This is a genomic window from Burkholderia sp. AU45388, from assembly GCF_030481585.1.
GTDB lineage: Bacteria > Pseudomonadota > Gammaproteobacteria > Burkholderiales > Burkholderiaceae > Burkholderia > Burkholderia sola.
Genome location: NZ_JAUJPV010000027.1, coordinates 15,296 through 30,454, shown reverse-complemented (window position 1 = coordinate 30,454; position 15,159 = coordinate 15,296). Strand labels below are relative to the sequence as shown.

At 68.0% G+C, this 15,159-nt stretch carries 16 protein-coding genes; 9 read left to right on the top strand and 7 right to left on the bottom strand.

Translation table 11 applies throughout. The features are described from left to right. Positions 1–88 precede the first annotated feature (88 nt). Positions 89–955 (bottom strand): IclR family transcriptional regulator, encoded by an 867-nt coding sequence (locus QZM72_RS30660; RefSeq protein ID WP_089468572.1) that lies wholly within the window; start codon positions 953–955, stop codon positions 89–91. Positions 956–1,097: 142 nt separating this feature from the next. Here QZM72_RS30660 and QZM72_RS30655 point away from each other — a divergent pair, with 142 nt between their 5' ends. The 6 genes from QZM72_RS30655 (at position 1,098) to rfaE2 (ending at position 7,106) form a co-directional block, all read left to right on the top strand. Continuing rightward, the gene (locus QZM72_RS30655) at positions 1,098–2,090 is read left to right on the top strand and encodes a fumarylacetoacetate hydrolase family protein (RefSeq protein ID WP_089468571.1); all 993 of its coding nucleotides are present in this window, start codon (positions 1,098–1,100) and stop codon (positions 2,088–2,090) included. A 130-nt stretch (positions 2,091–2,220) separates the two neighbouring features. After that, entirely contained in the window at positions 2,221–3,048 is an 828-nt protein-coding gene (locus tag QZM72_RS30650) for an enoyl-CoA hydratase/isomerase family protein (RefSeq protein WP_089468570.1), read from the top strand. 81 nt (positions 3,049–3,129) lie between these two features. Then, positions 3,130–3,858, top strand: a complete 729-nt coding sequence (locus QZM72_RS30645) for a PhaM family polyhydroxyalkanoate granule multifunctional regulatory protein (RefSeq protein ID WP_089468569.1) — start codon at positions 3,130–3,132, stop codon at positions 3,856–3,858. 24 nt (positions 3,859–3,882) lie between these two features. Continuing rightward, entirely contained in the window at positions 3,883–5,109 is a 1,227-nt protein-coding gene (locus tag QZM72_RS30640) for a patatin-like phospholipase family protein (RefSeq protein ID WP_089468568.1), read from the top strand. 465 nt (positions 5,110–5,574) lie between these two features. Continuing rightward, complete coding sequence (locus tag QZM72_RS30635; protein ID WP_011353352.1) at positions 5,575–6,453, top strand: diiron oxygenase; 879 nt, start codon at positions 5,575–5,577, stop codon at positions 6,451–6,453. Positions 6,454–6,620: 167 nt separating this feature from the next. Beyond that, positions 6,621–7,106 (top strand): D-glycero-beta-D-manno-heptose 1-phosphate adenylyltransferase, encoded by a 486-nt coding sequence (gene rfaE2, locus QZM72_RS30630; RefSeq protein WP_006497810.1) that lies wholly within the window; start codon positions 6,621–6,623, stop codon positions 7,104–7,106. 16 nt (positions 7,107–7,122) lie between these two features. On the opposite strand, the gene QZM72_RS30625 is transcribed toward rfaE2, so the two are convergent. From QZM72_RS30625 to QZM72_RS30615, 3 genes are all read right to left on the bottom strand, one after another. Next, the gene (locus QZM72_RS30625) at positions 7,123–7,365 is read right to left on the bottom strand and encodes a hypothetical protein (protein WP_089468567.1); all 243 of its coding nucleotides are present in this window, start codon (positions 7,363–7,365) and stop codon (positions 7,123–7,125) included. 207 nt (positions 7,366–7,572) lie between these two features. Continuing rightward, positions 7,573–8,373: a type III pantothenate kinase gene (locus tag QZM72_RS30620; protein WP_089468566.1), complete on the bottom strand. Its 801-nt coding sequence runs from the start codon at positions 8,371–8,373 to the stop codon at positions 7,573–7,575. Beyond that, the gene (locus QZM72_RS30615; RefSeq protein ID WP_089468565.1) at positions 8,370–9,290 is read right to left on the bottom strand and encodes a biotin--[acetyl-CoA-carboxylase] ligase; all 921 of its coding nucleotides are present in this window, start codon (positions 9,288–9,290) and stop codon (positions 8,370–8,372) included. The genes QZM72_RS30620 and QZM72_RS30615 overlap by 4 nt, the downstream gene beginning before the upstream one ends. Positions 9,291–9,780: 490 nt before the next feature. Between QZM72_RS30615 and QZM72_RS30610 the strand changes: the two genes are divergently transcribed. Genes QZM72_RS30610 through QZM72_RS35725 form a run of 3 tightly spaced genes read left to right on the top strand, consistent with a single transcriptional unit; the run spans position 9,781 to position 11,417 of the window. After that, on the top strand, positions 9,781–10,332 hold the full coding sequence (locus tag QZM72_RS30610; protein ID WP_089468564.1) for a hypothetical protein: 552 nt from the start codon (positions 9,781–9,783) through the stop codon (positions 10,330–10,332). Next, on the top strand, positions 10,322–10,996 hold the full coding sequence (locus tag QZM72_RS30605) for a M35 family metallo-endopeptidase (protein WP_226211326.1): 675 nt from the start codon (positions 10,322–10,324) through the stop codon (positions 10,994–10,996). The genes QZM72_RS30610 and QZM72_RS30605 overlap by 11 nt, the downstream gene beginning before the upstream one ends. Then, positions 10,899–11,417 carry an OmpA family protein gene (locus QZM72_RS35725; RefSeq protein ID WP_089468562.1) on the top strand — a complete coding sequence of 173 codons (519 nt, stop codon included), beginning with the start codon at positions 10,899–10,901 and terminating at the stop codon, positions 11,415–11,417. Before QZM72_RS30605 ends, QZM72_RS35725 begins: the two co-directional genes overlap by 98 nt. 67 nt (positions 11,418–11,484) lie before the next feature. On the opposite strand, the gene QZM72_RS30600 is transcribed toward QZM72_RS35725, so the two are convergent. From QZM72_RS30600 to QZM72_RS30590, 3 genes are all read right to left on the bottom strand, one after another. Then, the gene (locus tag QZM72_RS30600) at positions 11,485–12,030 is read right to left on the bottom strand and encodes a hypothetical protein (protein WP_089468561.1); all 546 of its coding nucleotides are present in this window, start codon (positions 12,028–12,030) and stop codon (positions 11,485–11,487) included. A 143-nt stretch (positions 12,031–12,173) separates the two neighbouring features. Then, on the bottom strand, positions 12,174–13,019 hold the full coding sequence (locus tag QZM72_RS30595) for a tetratricopeptide repeat protein (protein WP_301739926.1): 846 nt from the start codon (positions 13,017–13,019) through the stop codon (positions 12,174–12,176). 8 nt (positions 13,020–13,027) lie between these two features. After that, positions 13,028–15,097, bottom strand: coding sequence for a bifunctional 2',3'-cyclic-nucleotide 2'-phosphodiesterase/3'-nucleotidase (locus QZM72_RS30590; protein ID WP_301739925.1), 2,070 nt, complete (start codon positions 15,095–15,097; stop codon positions 13,028–13,030). Between the last annotated feature and the right edge of the window lie 62 nt (positions 15,098–15,159).

Here is a 15,159-nt window from a genome sequence, read left to right as displayed (position 1 = left end):
GGGCGCGCGGCGCGCGCCACAGGAATCGGACCGTCGGATGCGCTGCGCGTTCGCGACGCGATGCGTGACGTGGCGTGAATCGGATGCGTCAGGCGTCGCGTGCGTCGGGACTATAGCCGAGTTCGTAGGACAGTTTCCGCGCGCAGGCGCGCAGCGCGGTGTCGATCTCGCCGCCCCACGCGATGTCGAACGAGCCTTCCTGGCCGAGCGCGACGATCGCGAGCGCGAGTTCGCCGACCGCGTCGAACACCGGCATGCAGAACGCGTGGATCGTCGGCAGCAGCATCCCCTCGACGCGCGCGGCCTGGTGCTCGCGCACGTCGGCGAGCACCGCATCGACTTCGTCGAGCGTGCGCGGGCCCCCGTGGTGCGGCGAGCGGCGCGTATCGGCGAGTTCGCGCTCGAGCATCGCGGCGGTCTTGCTGCGCGGCAGGTATGCGGCGAACAGCAGGCCCGTCGCGGAGCCGAGCAGCGGCATCACGTCGCCGAGCTTCAGCGACGCCTTTGCCGGATGGCTCGATTCCATCCAGTGCACGATCGTCGGCCCCTGGTTGCCCCATACCGCGATGCCGACCGTCTGGTCGAGACGGTCGCGGAATTCGGTCAGCGCGATCCGCGCGAGCTTCACGCCGTCGACGCGCGCGAGCCGCGCAAGCCCCATCTGCAGCGCGAAGCCGCCGAGCTCGTAACGGCCCGAGACGGGATCCTGCGACACGACGCCGAGCCGCGAGAAGCTGACCAGGTAGCGGTGCGCCTTCGCCGGGCTCATGCCCGCGCGCTGCGCGAGATCGCGCAGCATCATCGCGCGCGGCTCGCTCGTCAGCACGTCGAGCAGGCGGAAGCCGACCTCGATCGACTGGATGCCGGAACGGACTTTCTCGCCGTGCTCGCCGGAGGCGGCGTCGTCGGTATCGGAGTCGGCGAGATCGTCGTCGGGGAGCGGGCTGGCGGGCATGGGCGGCGGGTGGGCGAAAATGCGGCAGGAAACGGAGCGAAAAAACGGGGCGAAAACGGCGTGCGCGATCACGGCGCGCCGCATGGATTCACCATCGTAAAATAGATTCCTTCCATCGTCACTACAACGGCAGATCCTCCCTATGAAACTTGCTTCGCTGAAGGACGGCACGCGCGACGGCCAGCTGATCGTCGTGTCGCGCGACCTGCACACCGCGGCGATTGCCGATGCGATCGCGCCGACGCTGCAGCGCGTCCTCGACGACTGGGCGTTCTATGCGCCGCAACTGCGCGACCTGTACGACGCGCTGAACCACGGCCGCGCGCGCAACGCGTTCGCGTTCGACCCGGCCAACTGCATGGCGCCGCTGCCGCGCGCGTTCCAGTGGGCCGACGGTTCCGCGTACGTGAACCACGTCGAGCTCGTGCGCCGCGCGCGCGGCGCCGAGATGCCGGCCGAGTTCTGGACCGATCCGCTGATGTACCAGGGCGGCAGCGACGATTTCCTGGGGCCGCGCGACGACGTCGTGTGCCCGTCCGAGGAATGGGGCATCGATTTCGAGGCGGAAGTCGCGGTGATCACCGGAGACGTGCCGATGAGCGCGTCGCCCGACGACGCACTGAAGGCCGTGCGGCTCGTCACGCTCGTGAACGACGTGTCGCTGCGCAACCTGATTCCGGCCGAACTCGCGAAGGGCTTCGGCTTCTTCCAGAGCAAGCCGGCCACCGCGTTCGCGCCGGTCGCCGTCACGCCCGACGAACTCGGCGACGAATGGCGCGAGGGCCGCGTGCATCGCCCGATGATCGTCCACTGGAACGGCAAGAAGGTCGGCCAACCCGACGCCGGCACCGACATGGTGTTCCACTTCGGCCAGTTGATCGCGCACGCGGCGAAGACGCGCAACCTGCGTGCCGGCTCGATCGTCGGCTCGGGCACGGTGTCGAACAAGGATGCGAAGCGCGGCTACTGCTGCATCGCCGAGAAGCGCTGCCTCGAGACGATCGAGCACGGCGCGCCGCAGACCGAATTCATGCGCTACGGCGACACCGTGCGCATCGAGATGTTCGATGCGGCCGGCAAGTCGATCTTCGGCGCGATCGAGCAGTCGGTTTCGCCGCCCGACGGCGCGGCATAAGCGGCGCGATACGCAACGACACGGCGAAACCCGGCTTCGGCCCGCGCGCCGGGTTTCGCCCGATGTTTGACCGCGCGGGCTTGGCTACACTCGATTCAAGCGCTCGAGCGCCTCGAGCAAGGAGCAGCAGATGGCCGATCTCGCCGCATACGGCGGCTACGAAGCACTGAAGGTGACGCGCCGCGCCCATGGCGTGCTCGACATCGTGATGAGCGGCGAGGGCGCGAACCGCAGCGGCCTCGCGACCGCGAACGCGCGCATGCATCGCGAGCTCGCCGACATCTGGCGCGACGTCGATCGCGATCCCGACACGCGCGTCGCGGTGATCCGCGGCGAAGGCAAGGGCTTTTCGGCGGGCGGCGATCTCGCGCTCGTCGAGGACATGGCGAACGATTTCGACGTGCGCGCCCGCGTGTGGCGCGAGGCGCGCGATCTCGTCTACAACGTGATCAACTGCAGCAAGCCGATCGTGTCGGCGATGCACGGGCCGGCCGTCGGCGCGGGGCTCGTCGCCGGGCTGCTCGCCGACATCTCGATCGCCGCGAAGGATGCGCGCATCATCGACGGCCATACGCGGCTCGGCGTCGCGGCCGGCGACCACGCGGCGATCGTGTGGCCGCTCTTGTGCGGGATGGCGAAGGCGAAGTACTACCTGATGCTGTGCGAGCCCGTGAGCGGCGAGGAGGCCGAGCGGATCGGGCTGGTCTCGCTCGCGGTCGAGCCGGCCGACCTGCTGCCGAAGGCATACGAAGTGGCCGAGCGGCTCGCGCACGGTTCGCAGTCGGCGATCCGCTGGACCAAGTACGCGCTGAACAACTGGCTGCGCACGGCCGGGCCCACCTTCGATACGTCGCTCGCGCTCGAATTCATGGGTTTTTCGGGGCCCGACGTGCAGGAAGGCATCCGCTCGCTGCGCGAACGGCGCCCGCCCGCATTTCCCGGAGACGCACCGTTCTGACGTGCGCGCTATGATCGAACCACGCGCGGCTGCGCGACGCTCGGCGGCCGCCTCGCTCCCCCAGTCAACCAGGATGCCCGTATGACGACCGATGCCTCCGGCGCCAACCCTTTCGCCGGCTTTGCCGGGTTCCAGCCCGCCGACATGATGGACCGGATGTGGGACATGATGCGGATGTCGCCGTTCGGCGGGATGGCGCCGTTTCCAGGCGCCACGCACGGGCTGCCGCCGTCGCTGTCGAGCATGTCCGACATGATGTCGCCGCTCACGAACGTCGAGGAACTCGACAAGCGGATCACCGATCTGCGCGCGGTCGAGCAGTGGCTGAAGCTCAATCTCGGGATGCTGCAGTCCGCGATCCAGGCGCTCGAGGTGCAGCGCGCGACGCTCGCGACGCTGCGTGCGTTCGGCGCGTTCGCGCAAAGCTCGATGTCGGCGGCCGAGGAAGCGGCCGTGGCCGCCGCGCAGGCCGCGAAACCCGCGTCGGCGGGCGAGGCCGCGGCCGATGCTGCGGATGCGCCGGAAGGCGACCCCGCGCAGCAGCCGTTCGATCCGTCCGGCTGGTGGAATCTGCTGCAGACGCAATTCAACCAGCTCGCGAGCCTCGCGATGGCGCAGCCGGGCATGCAGCCGGCCGCGCCGGACGCCGCGCCGCCGGAGACCGCCGCCGCGCCGGAACCCGCCGCGAAGTCCGCCGCGGCCGCGCCGCGCAAGCCCGCCGCGAAGCGCGCGAAGCCGTCCGGCTCGGCCGCGGCGCGCGCGGCGGCCGCTTCGTCGCCCGAAACGCGTCCGCCGAAGCGCTCGACGTGATGCGGCGCAGGTAGCAGGCCGATCATGCGACTCGCGCTCGTTCTGATGGGAGGCGGCGCGCGCGCCGCATACCAGGTCGGCGTGCTGAAGGCGCTGGCCGAGATCGCGCGCGAGGCCGATCCGCGGCGGCATACGGTGCCGTTCGCGGTCGTGTGCGGTTCGTCGGCCGGCGCGATCAACGCGACGTCGATCGCGAGCCACGCGGACGACTTCTCCCACGGCGTGCGGCGCCTGCTCGAATTCTGGGAGCCGCTGCGCGCCGATTACGTGTATCGCACCGACTGGCTCGGCATCGCGGGCGCCGGCGCGCGCTGGCTCGCGACGATGACGTTCGGCTGGGCGGCCCGCCGCTCGCCGCGCGGGCTGCTCGACAACACGCCGCTCGCGCACCTGCTGCAACGCGAGCTCAGCTTCCACCGGATCGAGCAGATGCTCGAGGCGCGCCTGCTGCACGCGCTCGCGATCACCGCGCTCAGCTATTCGAGCGGCCGGCACCTCACGTTCTATCAGGCCGCCGAGCCGATCCAGGCATGGCGGCGCGCGCAGCGCACCGCGCGGCTCGTCGACCTGTCGGCGTCGCACCTGCTCGCGTCGTCGGCCATTCCGTTCGTGTTCCCCGCCGTGCCGCTCGTGCTCGACGGGCAGGTCGAGTACTTCGGCGACGGCTCGATCCGGCAGATCGCGCCGCTGTCGCCGGCGATCCACTTCGGCGCGGACCGGATCGTCGTCGTCGGCGCGGCCGATCCGCGGCCCGAGATTCCGGCCGCGAACGGCACGGGACGGGCCCGTGGCTACCCGACGCTCGCGCAGATCGGCCAGCAGGTGCTCGCGAGCGTGTTCCTCGACTCGATCGGCTCGGACATCGAACGGATCGAGCACATCAACCAGATGATCGAGCACCTGCCGCACCAGGTCGAGATCGACAGCGGCTGGCGGCACGTCGACGTGCTCGCGATCGCGCCGTCCGAGCGCATCGAACTGATCGCCGCGAAGCACCTGAAGCAGATGCCGGCGACGATGCGCGGGCTGCTCGGCGCGATCGGCGGCAGCCAGCCGGCCGGCGCGTCGTTCGCCAGCTACCTGCTGTTCGAGGAAGCGTTCACGCGCGAGCTGATCGAGCTCGGCTACCGCGACGGCCGGGCCCAGCAGGAGACGCTCGCCGGCTGGATCGCGGGGGCGGACGGCGGCAGTGCGCCGGCGGCCGGCACGCCGCCGGAAGGCGGCCTCGCGACCGGCGAAATACGGATCTGACACGCGCAGGCGTACTGTAAGGTTGCATTTTCGCGACGGCCGGCCGCGACCGATCGCCGCACCCCGGTTGGCGGCGCGCGACCGGCCGGGCGTCTCGGAACCGTCATGCACGCGTGCTATCATGGCCGCCGCCGTATACACCATATCGAGCAGCCCGCCGATCCGGTATCCGCACGGGGCCTTTCGGGGACCCGCCTGGGGCAGGGGACGGGCGCGCCAACGAGCCGGCCAGCGCCGGCCCCCCACTCAGGCAAGCGCGGCCGGCTCCGCTCGAACGGAGCGGGTCGCGGCATGCCCAACGGCGGCAACGCGGCCGCCTGGCTGCCGGACGAGGAATCGGCGTCCGGCGGGTCGGTTTCCCGCGTAAAATTACAGTCTTGGCTGCAAAAAGCGCGCGCGGCGCGCTTGCGCGGCAACAGTCACGTTTAGAGAAGTCGCATTGCGCAGAACAGGGGTGGGACCATCATGAACACCATGCTTTATCCGGAACTTTACAGGTCGCTCGAAGCTGTCCGCTGGGACATGGAGAAGGACATTCCGTGGGACAAGTTCGACGCTTCGCTGCTCACCGACGAGCAGGCGAAGACGATCAAGATGAACGCGATCACCGAATGGTCGGCGCTGCCCGCGACGGAAATGTTCCTGCGCGACAACCAGCACGACAGCGATTTTTCCGCGTTCATGAGCGTATGGTTCTTCGAGGAGCAGAAGCATTCGCTCGTGCTGATGGAATACCTGCGCCGCTTCAAGCCGGAGATGGTGCCGACCGAAGAGGAACTGCACGCGGTGCGCTTCCAGTTCGATCCGGCGCCGCCGCTCGAGACGCTGATGCTGCACTTCTGCGGCGAAATCCGCCTGAACCACTGGTACCGCTGCGCGGCCGACTGGCACACCGAGCCCGTCATCAAGCAGATCTACGAAACGATTTCGCGCGACGAAGCGCGTCATGGCGGCGCGTACCTGCGCTACATGAAGAAAGCGCTGAACAACTGCGGCGACGTCGCCCGTGCCGCATTCGCGAAGATCGGCGTGCTGATGGCGTCGGCGCGTCGCACCGAGAAGCCGCTGCACCCGACCAACCTGCACGTGAACCAGGCGCTGTTCCCGCGCGACACCGTGCAGTCGCGCCTGCCGGATCCGGAATGGCTCGAGCGCTGGCTCGACGAGCAGATCCGTTTCGACGGCGAGTGGGAGAAGAAGGTCGTCGAGCGGATCCTGCACAACCTGTCGATCCTGTTCGAGCGCACGTTCGCGACCGCGCAGGAACTGAACCGCTACCGCAAGGAAGTCACCGGCCGCCTGCAGGCCGAAAGCGGCCCGTCGTCGGCCGCGCAGCCGGCCTGAGGCCGGCCGGCGCCGCCGCCGCAAGTCGGGTCCGATTCACACCCGATTCGCGCGGCTCGCGGCACCGTGTCGCGTTCGTTGCATGAAGCCCGCCCGGTCGATCCGGCGGGCTTTTTATCGGGTGCCGCCGTCGCGCGCGCCGTCGTTCATTCCGTCCGATCTCCATCATGTCCGCCACCTTCGAACGCAAGCTGATCACCCGTGATGCCCTCGTCGCGCTGCGCGCGTCGCTGCCGTCGCCCGTCGTGTTCACCAACGGCGTGTTCGACATCCTGCATCGCGGTCACGTCACGTATCTCGCCGATGCGAAAGCGCTCGGCGCCTGCCTGATCGTCGGCGTGAACAGCGATGCGTCGGTGCGCATGCTCGGCAAGGGCGACGACCGGCCGATCAACCGCGAAGAGGATCGTGCGGCCTTGCTGGCGGCGCTGGAAAGCGTCGACTGGGTCGTGACGTTCGCGGAAAAGACGCCCGTGTCGCTGATCGAGGCCGTCCGTCCGGACATCCTCGTGAAGGGCGGCGATTACGACATGGATGCGCTGCCGGAATCCGCGCTCGTGCGCGGCTGGGGCGGCCGGGCGCTGGCGATTCCGTTCGAGCACGATCGCTCGACCACTGCATTGCTGAAGAAGGTGCGCGCGCAACAGCCGTGAGCGCGACGCGGCGCCGTCACGGGGCGGACGCGGCGAGCGGTGCGGTCGTGACGGCCGGCGCCGCGATCGGGCCGCCGACGACGGGCTGGTCGGTCGCCCGCATGAGCGGTGTCACGCGCAATGCGTCGGGCCGCACCTGCCTCGTCAGCACGGCGGGTTCGCGCGGGCCGGCCGCGGGCAGCGGCCCGAACATGCCGCGCGCCACCACGAACGCGAGCATGTTGGCGAGAAAGAGAACAGCGATCAGCCAGCGCAGCATCGTCGAAACTCCTTGTCGTCATCGACGTAAATCACGTCGTTCAGTCGAGCCGGCCGCGTGGCCGGCTTTTTTCATGGCTTTCGTTGACCGTTCGTGCGGACCGCTGGGGCGGCACCGCGCGTATTGCATCGTCGGCGTGACGCGGGCCGGTCGGGCTCACTTTGGCCTGCGTCGGCATCGCGCCGGCCCGATGCCGACGCTTTTGCGTCAATCCTGCACCGTTGCCGGGCCGGCTGCCTCCGCTGCGATCAGCGCGAGCCCGGACAGGATCAGCGCGTCATGCCGCGTATGCGGGACCGTCAGCGCACGCGCGACGTCGTCCGCCGCACCGCCTGCCAGCACGAGCCGCACGGGCGCCTGCCACGCAGCGACGAGATCGCGCCACGCGCGTTCGATCAGGCCGGCCTGCGCGTACAGGCAGCCGGCCGACAGCGAGCGCGGCGTATCGATCTGGAACGGTTCGGCCTGCGCGTCCGCAAGCAGGCCGCTGGCGATATCGGTGGTCAGCGTCGGCAACTGCGCGGTGTGCGTGCCGAGCGCGCGCATCATCAGCGCCCAGCCCGGCGCGATCAGCCCGCCCGTGAAGCGGCCGTCCGCGCGCAACGCCTCGAGCGTCGTCGCGGTGCCGAACGTCGCGATCAGCAGATGCTCGCCAGGAAACGCCGCGTGCGCGCCGATCAGGCCGGCCCACCGGTCGCTGCCGAGCTGTTCGGGCGTCGTATAGCCGTTCGTCACGCCGCATTGCGCGGGCCGCGAGCGGATCGTCGTGCGCGGCAGGCTCGGCCAGCGCGCGTCGAGCAGCGCATCGATCCGTGCAGCCACGTCGGCGCCCGCGACGTTCGAGATCCACGCGCCGCGCGGCCGGGGCAGCATCGACCAGTCGGGATCGGCGCCGCCGTCGCGCGTATGGCCGAACGCGCCCGTGTCGACCAGTGTGCGCCGCGCGTCGGCGAGCGCCCACTTGATCCGGCTATTGCCGGCGTCGATCAGCAGGTACGGTTCGCTCATTGCGCTTCGCGCAGCGATACGTCGCCGGCCGCGATCGATTGCACGCCGCTCGGCGTGTCGAGCAGCAACTGGCCGGTCGCGTCGATGCCCGTCGCGATGCCGCGCGCGCGTTCGACGCCCTGTTCGAGCAGCACGACTTCGCGGCCCGCGTACGCGTGCAGCGCGTGCCAGCGCGGCAGGAACGGCGCGAGGCCCTCGGTGCCGAACTGCGCGAGCGCGGGCGTGAGTGCGTTCAGCGACGCGGCGAGCGTATCGGTGAGGTTCGCCGACGCGCACGCGATCGACAACGCGGCCGGCGGCAGCCCGCTCGCGAGCGTCGCTTCGCGCGCGCGCAGCGCGTCGACTTGCGCGGCGACGGCTTCCGCGCCGCGCACGTTGATGCCGAAGCCGATCACGACGGCGGTGGCGTCGGCGGTGGTCCAGACGGTTTCGATCAGGATCCCGGCGAGCTTGCCGACGATGCGCGGCGTGCCGTCGTCGTCGGCCGTCAGCAGCAGGTCGTTCGGCCATTTGAGCGCAACGCGCATGCAGGCGTCGAGCGGCAGCGTGGCCAGCCCCTCGGCGAGCGCGACGCCGATCGCGATGCTGAGGCCGCCGAGCGCATCGACGGTGCGCGGCACGATGCAGCCGACCGAGCACAGCAGCGCATTGCCGGGCTGCGCGAACCACGGGCGGCCCTGCCGGCCGCGGCCGGCCGTCTGCTCGAACGCGACGCGCACGAGCGGCGCGGGCAACGCGTTCGCGCTGCGCGGCAGCGCCTTGAGCCGCGTTGCGACGTCGGCGTTGGTCGAGCCGGTGGCGGCGACGATGTCGAGCGGCCACGCGCGCGGTGCGGCGTCCAGATGGGCCTCGAGCCGGTTGCGCGCGATGTGCGCGTCGCCGGATTCGGGTGTGTCGGAGGAGGTTGGGGCGTTCATGGCGCCTATTGTAGCGACAGGGGGCGTTGGCGCGTCGGCAAGCGGGGGAATGGTCATTTCCCCGGGAGGCAGGGGCCGATTGAAGTGCGACGCGTCGCGCGAATGCGCTTGTGCCGAATTGAGAGAAGTTGCATGCAGGTAGTTGTGCGCATGCGAGCTGGAATCAATGTAGCTCCGACATTCCGGTTGATCGATCGACGAAACATCGTCGACCGATATCGATCGGTCAGGATTTCGAATTCGTATGATGGATTTTCGTGTGGCGATCGTGCATTTTGGTGCGATGAGATTTGCACTGATAGCGACGAGAGGGAATCCGGATGAATGGTGGCGAGCAATGGTTACTCGAGTCTTCGTTGGTTGTTGTCGGCCGGTTGATGGTTAGCGGCGGCCTATATGCCGCTGGCAGGCCGACCGTTGTCAGATGCGCGACGCTCGGTGCTTTCACGGATGAGCGTTGCTCGGGCGCGATGAGCCGAGGTGATACCGCATGATCCGCTATTTCCTCGCCAAGGGCGATCGGGGCGGGAGCGCGACGATCACCGAGGGACTGGAATGTGTCACGTGTTCCAATCCGCCGCCACGTGTGCAGATCGCCACGCTCTACATGAAAACCTATTGCACGGCTTGCGAGCGGGTCGGGTTTGTCGCGCCGAAAGGACCGCGCTTGCCCGGCAGGGCACCGAATGGTCAGGGATGGGCGTTGAGTGGGGATATCAATGCATGCGGGTGCAGTCCGCCGCCTGTGTTCTATGCCGAGCGGGGCATGAGAATGCGGGTCGGTGACGGGGCGGCTGACCAGAAAGGGCTGGGAGAGGAACATTCTCACTCGCCCGTCGCTGGGGCGGAATGCGACGAGCAGTATGTATTGAAAAACGAGAAGACGGGGCAGCCCTTGGCATGCGTGCCGTATCGAATACATACCAGTTCCGGCCGGGTCTTCAGCGGTATGACTGATCGTGCCGGGCACACACAGCGCGTAGCGACGCGGCATTCGGAGAAACTGCGAATTGAAATAGTGGAGCATGGTCATGCCGCATGATGACTACGAATACGTGACCGTGCATGACTCGGCCATGACGAATACGACGCGTGGTTCGAAGGTTGAGCTTTTATTGGCAGTCGACGGGCCGCCGATCTGCAAAAACATGACCGATGCGGCATTTCGGAAGAAAGTCCTGACGTTGCGCGACGATGCCGTAAAAATAATCACGCAGCGAATTGACGAACTCGATGTCTGGAGAGAGCCTGCGCGGGCGAGAGTCAGAGAGTGGTTCGGGATTGCCGACGAACCCACTCGCGGGGTGCTGACGAACGGATTGGTGGCGTTGATCACAGTCATGAATGGATTGACGGCGAGGAATTTCGTTCGCTCCGATCCCGACCTTGATCGGGCTCTCGGCTGTACGCCGAATACCAAAAATCTAGACGGCGAAGTTGCGCACGTTTGCGGCCCCGATACCGCCACGCACACGATATCGATTTCCCCGAAGTTCTGTGAGCTTCCGGATACGAGTGCGGGTACGTTTTCCTCGATGCAACTGACCATTGTTCACGAGTGCGTGCACTTTCGGGATACATTCGGAGCGGTTGACTACAAGAACACCTATGGACAATTTCTCAGCAGGCGACTCGCCAAAGAGGCTCCGACAATGGCGATCAGGAATGCGGACAATATTGCGTGGTATATCTTGTGCATCGATTAGCCTTGCGGGGCTTTGTGCGTCAGGCGTCGTGTTTGCTTGTAGCTTTTCCTTGCAATATGCCAGTAAGCTCGACCGCGGCGTCGTGACCATTTCGAATGCTGACCGGATCGCGCTCGCCAGCTTGTTGGTTAGAGTTCGGGACAGTGCGGCCAATAACGGTCCCGTCGTGATCTACGGATATGCCGACGAGCACGAGCGAGACGCAATTTCGACCGCCCGTACTCGGGCCAATGCTGTCCGAGCGTATCTGCTCGATCTCGGCGTAGCAAAAGATCGGATTCACATGGACTCTAAAATCTGGCGAAGCAACTCCGTTGTTCCGTCGAGTGAACGCAATCAGATAGAGATAGAGTTCATTCCAGCGTGTTCATCGGAAGGTTGCGAGAATCCGTGCGGTACGGTCTTGCCGGAGCAGAAGTAACGACGTACGGTATTCGCATGCGAGATATCCCCGCAGTGGCGTTGCGTTGCGCCAGCGCTCCGTCTGCTTAGCGCTGCTTCTCCATCTGCTCCAGCGCCTTGATGTCCTCTTCGGACGTCATTTCGCAGGCCAGCAGCGTCTTGCCCTTCAGCGCCGGGCCCTGGCGGGCCGACACGAGGATCAGCGCGCCGCCCGGGCCGCGGACGGTCAGCCGGCGCGAATAGCCGACCGACGACGCGCCCAGCAGGCTGCCCTTCTCGCGGGTGAGCTGGTAGCGCTCGGCGAGCTGGCTGGCGACTTCGCCGTCGACGAGCACGCCGATGCCGGTACTGACGAACACCACGTGCTGCGTCGTGAAGCCGTCGCGGTGGATCGGCTCGGGCAGGCGATAGACGGCAGCGCCCAGCATCGACTGGTCCGGCTTCGGATCGGTCGCCTTCGCGGTGTTGTAGATCGAATCCATCAGGTCCGACGTGAACGGTGGCTTGCAGAGCGCGGCGTTGAAGATGTCGTAGTGGGCGGGCGGTGCGGCGAGTGCCGCGAGCGGGGCGGCCGTGACCGAAATGACGGCCACGCCGAGGACGGCGCGAAGCCGCGACAGGCGATTGGACATGATGCGGTTCTCTCAGGTTTTATTGTGAGGCTGCATGTTGATGCATGGCGGCACGCGCATCGATCGACGCCCCGCGACCGATTCCGTTTCCGGACGATCGATGCGCAGGGCGTCGGATCAAGCCTGTCCCGGCCGAACCGCCGTCACGGCGCGACGACCGGATGCTTCAGCGCATGCGCGGTCTCGATCCACTGCGCGTGGAATTCGTCCGCGTCGGGCCGCAGCCCGAGTTCGCCGTTGCGATAGGCCATCGCGAGCGTCTGCACGGCTTCCGGCAGTTCATGCTCGGCGGCCCGGCGATACAGCGCGAGCGCGCGCGCTTCGTCGCGCGGCACGCCGCTGCCGTCGCGGTACGCGTTCGCGAGCATGAAGTCGGCGGCCGGAATGTCCGCGCGCGACGCGATGTCGAACCAGTGCGCGGCCTGCACCGGGTCGGCGGCGATGCCGTAGCCGCTGCGGTAGATCAGCCCGAGGTAATAGGCGGCGGCCGGATCGCCGTTCGAAGCCGCCGCGCCGAGCAGCGCGCGGGCGCGCGCATAGTCTTTCGGGAGGTCGCCGCTGCCGAGCAGCAACGCCTTGCCGAGCGCGAGCTGCGCGCGCCGCGCAGCCGGCGCGTCGGCCTTGCCGTCGGCCGCCGCGGCCGTTTCCAGCCAGCCGCGTCCCTCGTCGCGCAGCCCCGGTTCATGCGCATCGGAGAGCGCGATGCCGAGCGCCGCCTGCGCGTCGCCCGAGCCGCGGCGCGCGAGCGTGCGTAACTGGGCGAGCGCATGCGGCTCGGTCGCCTGCGCGACCATCGCCTGCCATTCGTCGAGCTGCGCGGCGCTTGGCGCGGGGCCGCTGCCGCGCAGGCCGGTCGCCGCAACGACCGCCGCGACGGTCACGGCCGCCGCCGCGAGCAGCGCGGCCGGCGGGAGTTTCGCGCGCAGCATGCGCCGCGCGGCGGCGGCGAAGCCGGTTTCGGCGGGCCGCATCGTCCGGATCGGTTGCATCGCGTGTCTCATTGCGTGAGGTCGATCTCGTAGGTTGCGAGGTTCTTGCCCGAGCCGTCGTCGGCCGCGACCTGCGTGATGCCGGTCAGGCCCGCCGCCGTCGCGTCGCCGAGGCGGTTCGGCGCGGACGCGAACCGCACGTGCGCGACCGAGCTTGCAAGCTTCGTGAAGCGCCAGCTGCGCTGCGCGCCGTCGGCCGCGCGCGTGATCGCGCCGCGCTTCTTGATGAACGCGATCAGCACGTCGCGGTTCGCGTCGGGCGACGCGAAGATCGTCTTGCTGCCATCGAGGCCCGGGAAGTTGCCGCCGCCGCTCGCGCGGTAGTTGTTGGTCGCGACGATGAACTGCGCGTTCGGGTCGATCGGCGCGCCCTTGTACGTCAGGTTCCGGATGCGGCTGCCGACCGGCTGCGTGACGTCGATTTCATAGGCGAGATCGGCCGACGTGAACATGTCGAAGTTGTAGCCGGGGAAGGTGCTGACGAGCGGTTGCACGGTGGCCTGGGTCGGGTCGATCGTGTTGAAGCGCTTCGCGGCCGTCTCGAGCCAGTTCTTCACGTCGGCGCCGCTCACCTTCACCGCGTACACGGTGTTCGGATACAGGTACAGGTCGGCCGCGTTGTTGATCGCGAGCGCGCCCGGCGCGACGTCGGTGTAGTCGGTGCCGCCGCCGAAGCCGCTCTTGAACGGCGCGCTGACCGACAGCACCGGCAGCGACGCGTATTGCGGCAGGTTCGCCTGCACGTAGGTCTTCACGTAGTCGGCCTGCGCCTCGTTGACGATCTGGATCGCGCCCGGATCGCCGACGTCCGCGAAGTACGAGTTCATCCGGTAGTCGGTCGAGCCGATCGGCGTCTTCACGTAGTCGATCGTCGCCTGGTGCTCGGCCGCGATCGCGGCGGAGACCGACGGGTCGGCCGCGACGTAGCTCTTGTCGGCGTTCTGGATCGGCCGCGCCTCGACGGTCGTCTGCGACTTGTCGACGATCCACGTCTTGCCGTCGAACTTCAGGCCGAGCTTGATCACGCCGAGGTGCTTGCCCCAGTAGTTGGCCATCACGGTCGGCACGCCGTTGACGGTGCCCTTGACCTTGTCGACGCCCGGCAGGTTGAATTGCGCCACGGTGCTGTTCGCGTCCGGGAACACCTGGTGCGAGTGGCCGATCAGCATCGCGTCGATGCCGGGCACCTTCGACAGCCACCAGCTGCCGTTTTCCATCGTCGGCGAGTACGCGGAATCGTCGAGGCCGCCGTGCGAGATCGCGACGACGAGATCGGCGCCCTTCGCGCGCATCTCCGGAATGTACTTCTCGGCCGCTTCCTTCAACCCGGTCGTGTAGACCTTGCCGTCGAGCCAGCGCTTGTCCCAGTTCATGATCGCGGGCGGCGTGAAGCCGATGATGCCGATCTTCACGGGCGCGCTGACCGTCTTGCCGTCCGGCGTCGTGGCCGTCACCGTGCGCGTCAGGATCGTGTATGGCGTGAACAGCGGCGCATTGGTCTTCGCGCTGATCACGTTCGCGAGCACCTGCGGGAAGTTCGGGCCCGCGCACTTCTTCTGCTGGGCCGGCGCCGGCAGGCCGTCGATCTCGAACGTGTTGCCGGTCACCTGCGACAGGTACGGCAGCCCGTAGTTGAACTCGTGGTTGCCGATCCCGCCGCCGTCGAATTTCGCGGCGTTCATCACCTTGTAGATCGCGAGCGTCTGGTCGCAGCCGACCGGCTTGACCAGCGCCTGGTAGTCCGCCAGCGCGGTGCCCTGGATCGTGTCGCCGTTGTCGAGCAGCAGCGTGTTCGGGTATTGCTTGCGCGCCTGCGCGATCAGCGTGGACACGCGTTCGAAGCCGAGCGAATTGTCGGCGGCGAGCTTGAAATAGTCGTACGACAGCACGTTGGTGTGCAGGTCGGTCGTCTCGAGCAGCGCGAGCGTGGCCGTCGTGCCGACGGGCGCCTGGGCTTCGGGCCGCGACGGCGGCGTGGCGGTGACGTCGTCGCCGCCGCAGCCGGCGAGGACGAAGGCGAGGCTGGCGAGCGCGGCGGCGGCCGGTACGCGGCGGCGGGAAAGCGGGGGGAGACGCATCGGATGTCCTGTTCGGTGTTCTGTTTTATGAAACGCGAGGTACGCACGAATGGCGGCGCGGC